The organism is Candidatus Zixiibacteriota bacterium (genome assembly GCA_040753875.1).
GTDB lineage: Bacteria > Zixibacteria > MSB-5A5 > GN15 > FEB-12 > DATKJY01.
In genome coordinates this window covers 21,730-28,074 of sequence record JBFMDV010000007.1, presented here as the reverse complement: position 1 = coordinate 28,074, position 6,345 = coordinate 21,730, and the positions used below count along the sequence as shown (strand labels likewise).

Sequence of the window (6,345 nt, the reverse complement as noted above, 5' to 3'; positions counted from 1 at the left end):
TGTTGATGATGATCATTCCCGCGCATGACGACTCCTTGAAGGTAGTGGCTCCATTAATACCACCATAACATACAACATCACCTGCATAAAATCACCCCCAAATCCGAGTTCTTCAACAACCTGCTAGGAGCAAGTAGTTCTGGAAGTGTTCAACCGCCAGCGTCGGTTGATGCTGGGCCAAAGCACGCGAAAAGAGACTCAAAGTACTCAGTGAAATCATGAGTAGGATGGAAACAACCGCCACCCTCCGATTGATCTCACTATGTGCGATAAGGCGCCAAACCAGAAGCGAGAACGGGATCGCCCAGAATGCAAACAGATCCCAATCGCGCGGCATGCCGAGCTTGGGGTCGAAAACAAATGCGGCACCGAGCGAGCAAATCGTAACAATGGAAAGAAAGGTCGCTACCCTCTGTTTCGAAATTGCCCGTCCCTGTGTCCTCGACATCAATGGAACCGCGACGATAATACCGGGCAGAAGGACCAGCAGCAAGTTGAGGAAATCGAGCAAGTGCTTGGCTGAAAACATCGTATATCCGTCGACGGTGAATTGGTCCGCAATAATCGGCACAAATGCAAAACGGAAGTAGTAGTCGGTCGTATAGAAATACCCGAATGCGACCCCAGCCACGCCTATGCACGGGAGTATGACTGACGTTTTCATCATTGTAGACAGTTTTTGGAGCCAGTTGGCCGGCGCAGTATTGACCGTTAGTAGGTACATAGCCCCAATGATTAGCACTACGCCAAACACGTGGAACACCGACGCCATGATCACACAGGGGACAATCCACCATCGGTTCAGTTTCTGTTCAGCGACGAGCATTCCTACAACGACAAATGTGAGCACCGACACAAGAAACAGCGCGTAGTTCTCCACATAGCCGAAGAATTGGAGCATGAAGCCACCGGTAGCCAGGAAGACGAGAAACAGAAGCCGGTCCATTCTTCGTGCTATGACGCGATTGGCAACAGCAATTATTGTCGTCAAGAAGACAATACCTGCGGCAATCGACAGGGTTTGATAGGCAAGAAGGACATTCTCCTTGCTCGGCTCGCCAAGCGCCCTGGAAAGCCACAGTTGAGGTAACATCCCTCCAAGATTGCGTCCTTTTACGAGTGGGTCACTTGTCGCCATCAGACTGAGCAGCGTGTACCCATCCCCAAGAAAATGCGTCCGCGCACGCAAGAGGTAGAACAGGAGACCCCAACCCACCACTAACGCCACGGCTACGACAATGTAAGTTCGTTTCGTCATATCGTCGGTATTCAAAGCGGGCATCACCGCAACACGACGCACTATGGGAATGACCAACATCCCGAGAGTTAGTACCCCCACCCTCACCCCCACTGGCCAGTAGGCCCACCAGTTTACTCCCCACACCCGCTGCTCAGGGAAGAACGAGGCAACAAAGAACATCACTAGAGTCGCCAAATAGGCGTACTCGGGTGGACTAAGGAATCGATGTCTGTCGGCAACAGTCGTCAATCATCCCTCCAAAAAATGCAGGGCCGGTGGCCGGTTCATGGCCATTATACTATGTTGAGCAACAGGAAGGAAGTCACATGCGCGAACAGCACAAGTCCTCTTGTGCCGACCGACGGAAGACCGGGAGTTTTGCCGTGCACGAGTACACTTCCGTGATGGCAGAACCACGAAGCGGGTTCTGCCCTACGAGCTTACGCCCTTCTGCCAGGTCTCGCGAACCGTCTTCGTTTCAAAAGACAGTCGTCGATAGTTCACTCTGCTAACATTCGCAAGTGACCGGTGATTCGTCACCTGCGGTCCGTGTGACCTGGCAGTCTCCCTCCAATAGACTTCACCGATGGCAGAACCACGAAGCGGGTTCTGCCCTACAAGCGGCCAAAATACTCCTCCGCCAAATACCAGTTCATCACCGCCTCGAAATTGAGCGTCGACAACATGTCGGCACGGAGTTCACCATCGTCGTCTATCTCAGCAAACATGGCGTCGTCAAACTCGCGGCGGGACTCATCGAGGGACAAAAGACGATCCTTGATTTCTGAAGCAGAGAGCGTGGTGCGAATCAGGCACAACAGTTGTGGCCGGTCGCCGCGGAATATCTCACGCGCGTACGCCAATGGTATAATAGTGAATTCATGTCGTTCGAGCCCAAGCTCCTCTTCAATCTCCTTGCCCAGTGAATACTCGATAAGCTCTCTCAGGTTCGAGTAGCGTGGTTCGTACTCAATCGAACCCGCCACCGACGGTCCAATCGAATCCTCCAGCGACGCCAAGCGCCTTGATCGTTTGACAAACAGGATTCGCAAACGATCGTTTTCGGATACTATCACCAGCCCGCATATCCCAAAACAGATCGCCAATGGGCTGTCACGTGCATCCAGCGAGGGGTATTTCGCTTTGTAATAATTCCTCAGCGTCCCTCCCCATTTGCTGAACAGCGGTGACGTCAGATCGAGCGCGAAACCGGCGCACTGGTCGACGTAGCGAGCTTCCTGCACAATCAATCGATACGGCACGCGTGACATGTCGAAATGATGAAGACTGACGACGGTCGGGCCATCGTAGAGCCGCCCTTGCCGTCGCAATTCCGTTTCAATCTGTCGGGAAAACTCGGCAATCAACTGGTCCGTGAACTCGAACGACCCCGGCAGATACTCAAGAGCTACTTCCGACGGATCGACATGCTCAGGCCCGAAAAACCGCACGATGTCAAAATATGCCGAGGGGAATTTTCGATCCCGCCCCACCAGGCGGGTCTTCATTATTTCCGGACTGCTATAGTACCGCTCCAGAATGGCTGGGAGTTTTGAAGGGTCAAGGAACAGGCTCATTTCAGAAACAGCAGCGCCACGCCGCCGACCGTGACCAGCGCGCCGATAACCGCTCTCCACGAGATTCGCTCTTTATACACTATGATAACAGCGGGAATAATAAGAACCGGCGTGGTAGAATTGAGCGTGGCCGCCACCCCCGCCTCTATCAATGACACCGCCACCAGCGAACTCCAGACCCCCAGAAACGGTCCGCAGATTGATCCAAACAGACTCAACAGCAGCGCGCGCGAGTTTTTCATGGCCGCGACAGTCGTCCCAAGCGTGCCGCGCATGGCGGAGAACGACCAGATGACAATGGCCGCAGCGATCATCCGCACGAACGACGCCTCGAGCGGCGGGACATAGCCGCCGGCGTTCAGCATTCCCTGCTTGGATAACACCAGCCCGACCGCCTGCCCGAGCGCGGCACCGAGCGCCAAAAGCACCCCCTTGGTCATCGTGCCGGCATCGGGATGATTCTCATGGACGCGATTGGTGTCGCCAAACCGGCGCTCCGAAACCACCCAAGTAATGCCGCCGGTTGTCACCGCGATACCGACAATATCTACCCAGTTCAGTCGTTCCCCCAAAAAGAACCAAGCGATCAAAGTGGTCATGATCGGCGCGCTGGCCGCGATTATGGTCATCAGGCGGGGGCCGATCATCACCAGCGCCTTGAACCCGCAGCCATCGCCGAACACAAGGCCAATAATCCCCGATGACGCCAGCCAAAGCAGTTGTTCCAGATTGATTGCACCCGGCCAGGGATGACCTGTCTTTATGGTCAGCACGACTGCATAGATAACGATTGCGAACAGTAACCTGATCTTGTTGACCGAAAACGAACCGATCAACTTCCCCGCCTCGGAGAAGAATATCGCGGTGAACGACCACAAAAGCGCGGTCGACAGCGCCGCCAGTTCGCCGGCGTATGGCATCAGATCGGCTCTTTTCTTAGTTGGAGATTTGGACTCTGCATGGAGCCGTGAAGATAGCCGGTTCGGCTCCCCTTGGCAACCGCGCGATTCGCCAGGTCGCAATTGAATGCATCACCGTTCCGCCATTGCATCATTCGCATAAAACTGCTACCCTTAACTAAACGAGGGCGACCGGATAATCGTCTATATGGCAACAGGATACCGGACCGCCAGTTTCACTGATGTTCGGGCATGCCGTTTGAGCAATTGGATTGCCGGATACATATGCGCTCTGTCACAACTAAAATCATCATCGCTGTTCTCCTGGCCGCTTGCAGTTCTGCCCTTGCTGAGCCATTCCCGTCGGCAGAACATAACAAGACTCTCACCATTTCCGGCCACGTGCAAGGGGATGATGGGACGCCGTTGATCGGCGCCTCGGTTTCGTTAATAGTCAACGGGCGGGTTGTCTCGGGGACAGCCACCGATGATTCCGGACAGTATCGTCTGACAATCCGTATCGCCAACACCGCGTCCGTCCAACTTCGTGTCTCTTCTCTTGGATACGAGCCGACGCTCACGGAAATCCAGATGACCGGAGAGTCGATCAGGCAAAACATAACGTGTCGCCAGCAAGCCATACCGCTTGGCGCCATCCGCGTGACCCCAGCGCCGGAACCACGCATGTCCAGCCTCCAATTCACAAGTTCCGATATTCGCCTGGCCACTTCCCGTTCGCTGGTGAGCACCAACGCTGTTGCCGCGATCAAATATCCCCAGTTGAGCAAAATCGGCTCGGCGCACTCGTCGCAGCTTCGTATCGATGGCACCAGCCCACGGTATTATCTCAACGGCGCCTCGATCGGGTCAGACCCGGACCATTACGGCATGTTCTCGATCGTCCCCGCCTCGGTGGTAAGCGACATTCGATTCTACCCTCAGGGGACCGACTCCCGCTACGGGCTCCCGTCGGTCATCGACCTACGGACTTCGGGTCGATTCGAAAGAGACCGCGGCGGCGAACTCTCGGTATCGGCTATCGAGGCCACAGGCTCGTACGGTTTCGGCAGCGAGCGGTATTTTGTCCTCGCCTCGTTGCGCAAATCGATTCTCGACAAGCTGGTGAAGCAGTTTGAGGTCAGCACAAACCGTCGCGCTATCCCACCAACCAATTTCCAGGACCTGTTCCTCTCCGGTGGTGTCAGGCTGTCCAAACACCTGGCGCTCGCAGTAGATCAATACCAGGTGCGCGATTATCTCCGCTATTCGACCACCGCCCCCTCGCGACCGGATCGCGTGCTCGGAACGTACCAGCACGCCTGGGAGCAGTATGTCGGCGCCCGGCTCAACACGCTCTACGGTCGCGCGCTACTGTCGGTATCGGGTTCTGTCAAGGATGCGGGCCGCGAGTACGCCGCGTGGCCGGATGACCTTACTCGCGTCAGCGCCGTCAATATCAGCCTTGAAGAAAAAGTGCGTAATTACAATGCCGCCGTAGAGACAGAACTCCAGGTCGGTTTGGCGACTCTGCGAGTGGGCGATCAGTATGAGAAAACCGCCCGCCGCTCGACCGATTTACACCAGAAAAATTGGAATATGCTCCCGCCGTTCGCCAACAGCGACAACCCATACATCTACCAGAACGCCGTCAATTCACTCTACGGGACATATCAAGCCGAAACCCCGGGCTGGACCAACGCCGCCTATGCAGGCATCACACTACCGGTCGGAAGGTTCACATTCGAGCAGGGTCTGCGCCTCGAAGAATTCTCGTCTCTCTCCCAAAGCAGGCAGCTGGTATCACGTCATTCGGTACGGATACAACTCGACGGCGAGCGGAGCGCGGAACTGTTCTACGGCACGTTTGTCGAAAGCCCGCTCTCGAATGTCCTTGAGGCATACCAGGTCATGGTGCGCGCCAGTATGGACCAACTGACGCCCGTTCGAACCAGTCTCGCCAGCCTGTCGTACGCCGACCGCGGGTTCAAAGCAAGTCTGTTCACCAAGACAATAACCGACATGCCGGTAGTTTCGCCCGACTTCAATCGTGTATGGACCGAAAACTATACTCTGGACCCGGCCTTTCTGCAGATGCGTTCTGAGGGTAGCGCCTCATTCAGGGGCATCTCCACCAGTTTCACTCACAACCATCTCTGGCGCGACCGACTGAACCTTTACGTGAGTTACGCCTACAGTCACGCGGTGAAAACCGACCACGGCGTAACGGTGCCGTATGACCTGAACGCGCCGCACCGGATTCAGTGTCAACTCGACTATCGGCCGAGCCGGCGGTTGACTTTCGGCACAGAATTGGTGGTGCGCTCGGGCTATCCGTATACGACGACTAGGACAATGCAACTGGGCATGGAGCAGTTTTACTATAACGAAACGTATTATCGCTCGGCATTGCAGGCCGAGAACTCACAGCGCTTCGCTGCCAATGCGCTGGTCAATTTTCACGCCTCGTTCGATTTCGGTTCTACGGAGCTATTTACAAGCGTGGCCAACGCCACCAACCGCGCCAACCCGATTATTCACTCGACCTCCGGCTTTATCTACGATGCCGGCATCCTCCCCAGCCTCGGCCTGCGGTACCGGTTTTAGAGCTATACATTCCATCTCCCCACAT

The 6,345-nt window shown here is 55.4% G+C and carries 5 protein-coding genes; 1 reads left to right on the top strand and 4 read right to left on the bottom strand.

Annotated elements, in window-relative coordinates; translation table 11 throughout:
- Nucleotides 1-112 precede the first annotated feature (112 nt).
- From AB1644_04185 to AB1644_04170, 4 genes are all read right to left on the bottom strand, one after another.
- Nucleotides 113-1,489: a hypothetical protein gene (locus AB1644_04185; protein ID MEW6050245.1), complete on the bottom strand. Its 1,377-nt coding sequence runs from the start codon at nt 1,487-1,489 to the stop codon at nt 113-115.
- A gap of 365 nt (nt 1,490-1,854) precedes the next feature.
- Nucleotides 1,855-2,817 (bottom strand): hypothetical protein, encoded by a 963-nt coding sequence (locus AB1644_04180; GenBank protein MEW6050244.1) that lies wholly within the window; start codon nt 2,815-2,817, stop codon nt 1,855-1,857.
- The gene (locus tag AB1644_04175; GenBank protein ID MEW6050243.1) at nt 2,814-3,737 is read right to left on the bottom strand and encodes a DMT family transporter; all 924 of its coding nucleotides are present in this window, start codon (nt 3,735-3,737) and stop codon (nt 2,814-2,816) included. The genes AB1644_04180 and AB1644_04175 overlap by 4 nt, the downstream gene beginning before the upstream one ends.
- Nucleotides 3,737-3,877 (bottom strand): hypothetical protein, encoded by a 141-nt coding sequence (locus AB1644_04170; GenBank protein MEW6050242.1) that lies wholly within the window; start codon nt 3,875-3,877, stop codon nt 3,737-3,739. Before AB1644_04170 ends, AB1644_04175 begins: the two co-directional genes overlap by 1 nt.
- A gap of 124 nt (nt 3,878-4,001) precedes the next feature.
- Here AB1644_04170 and AB1644_04165 point away from each other — a divergent pair, with 124 nt between their 5' ends.
- Complete coding sequence (locus AB1644_04165; GenBank protein MEW6050241.1) at nt 4,002-6,320, top strand: carboxypeptidase-like regulatory domain-containing protein; 2,319 nt, start codon at nt 4,002-4,004, stop codon at nt 6,318-6,320.
- The last annotated feature ends 25 nt before the right edge of the window (nt 6,321-6,345 follow it).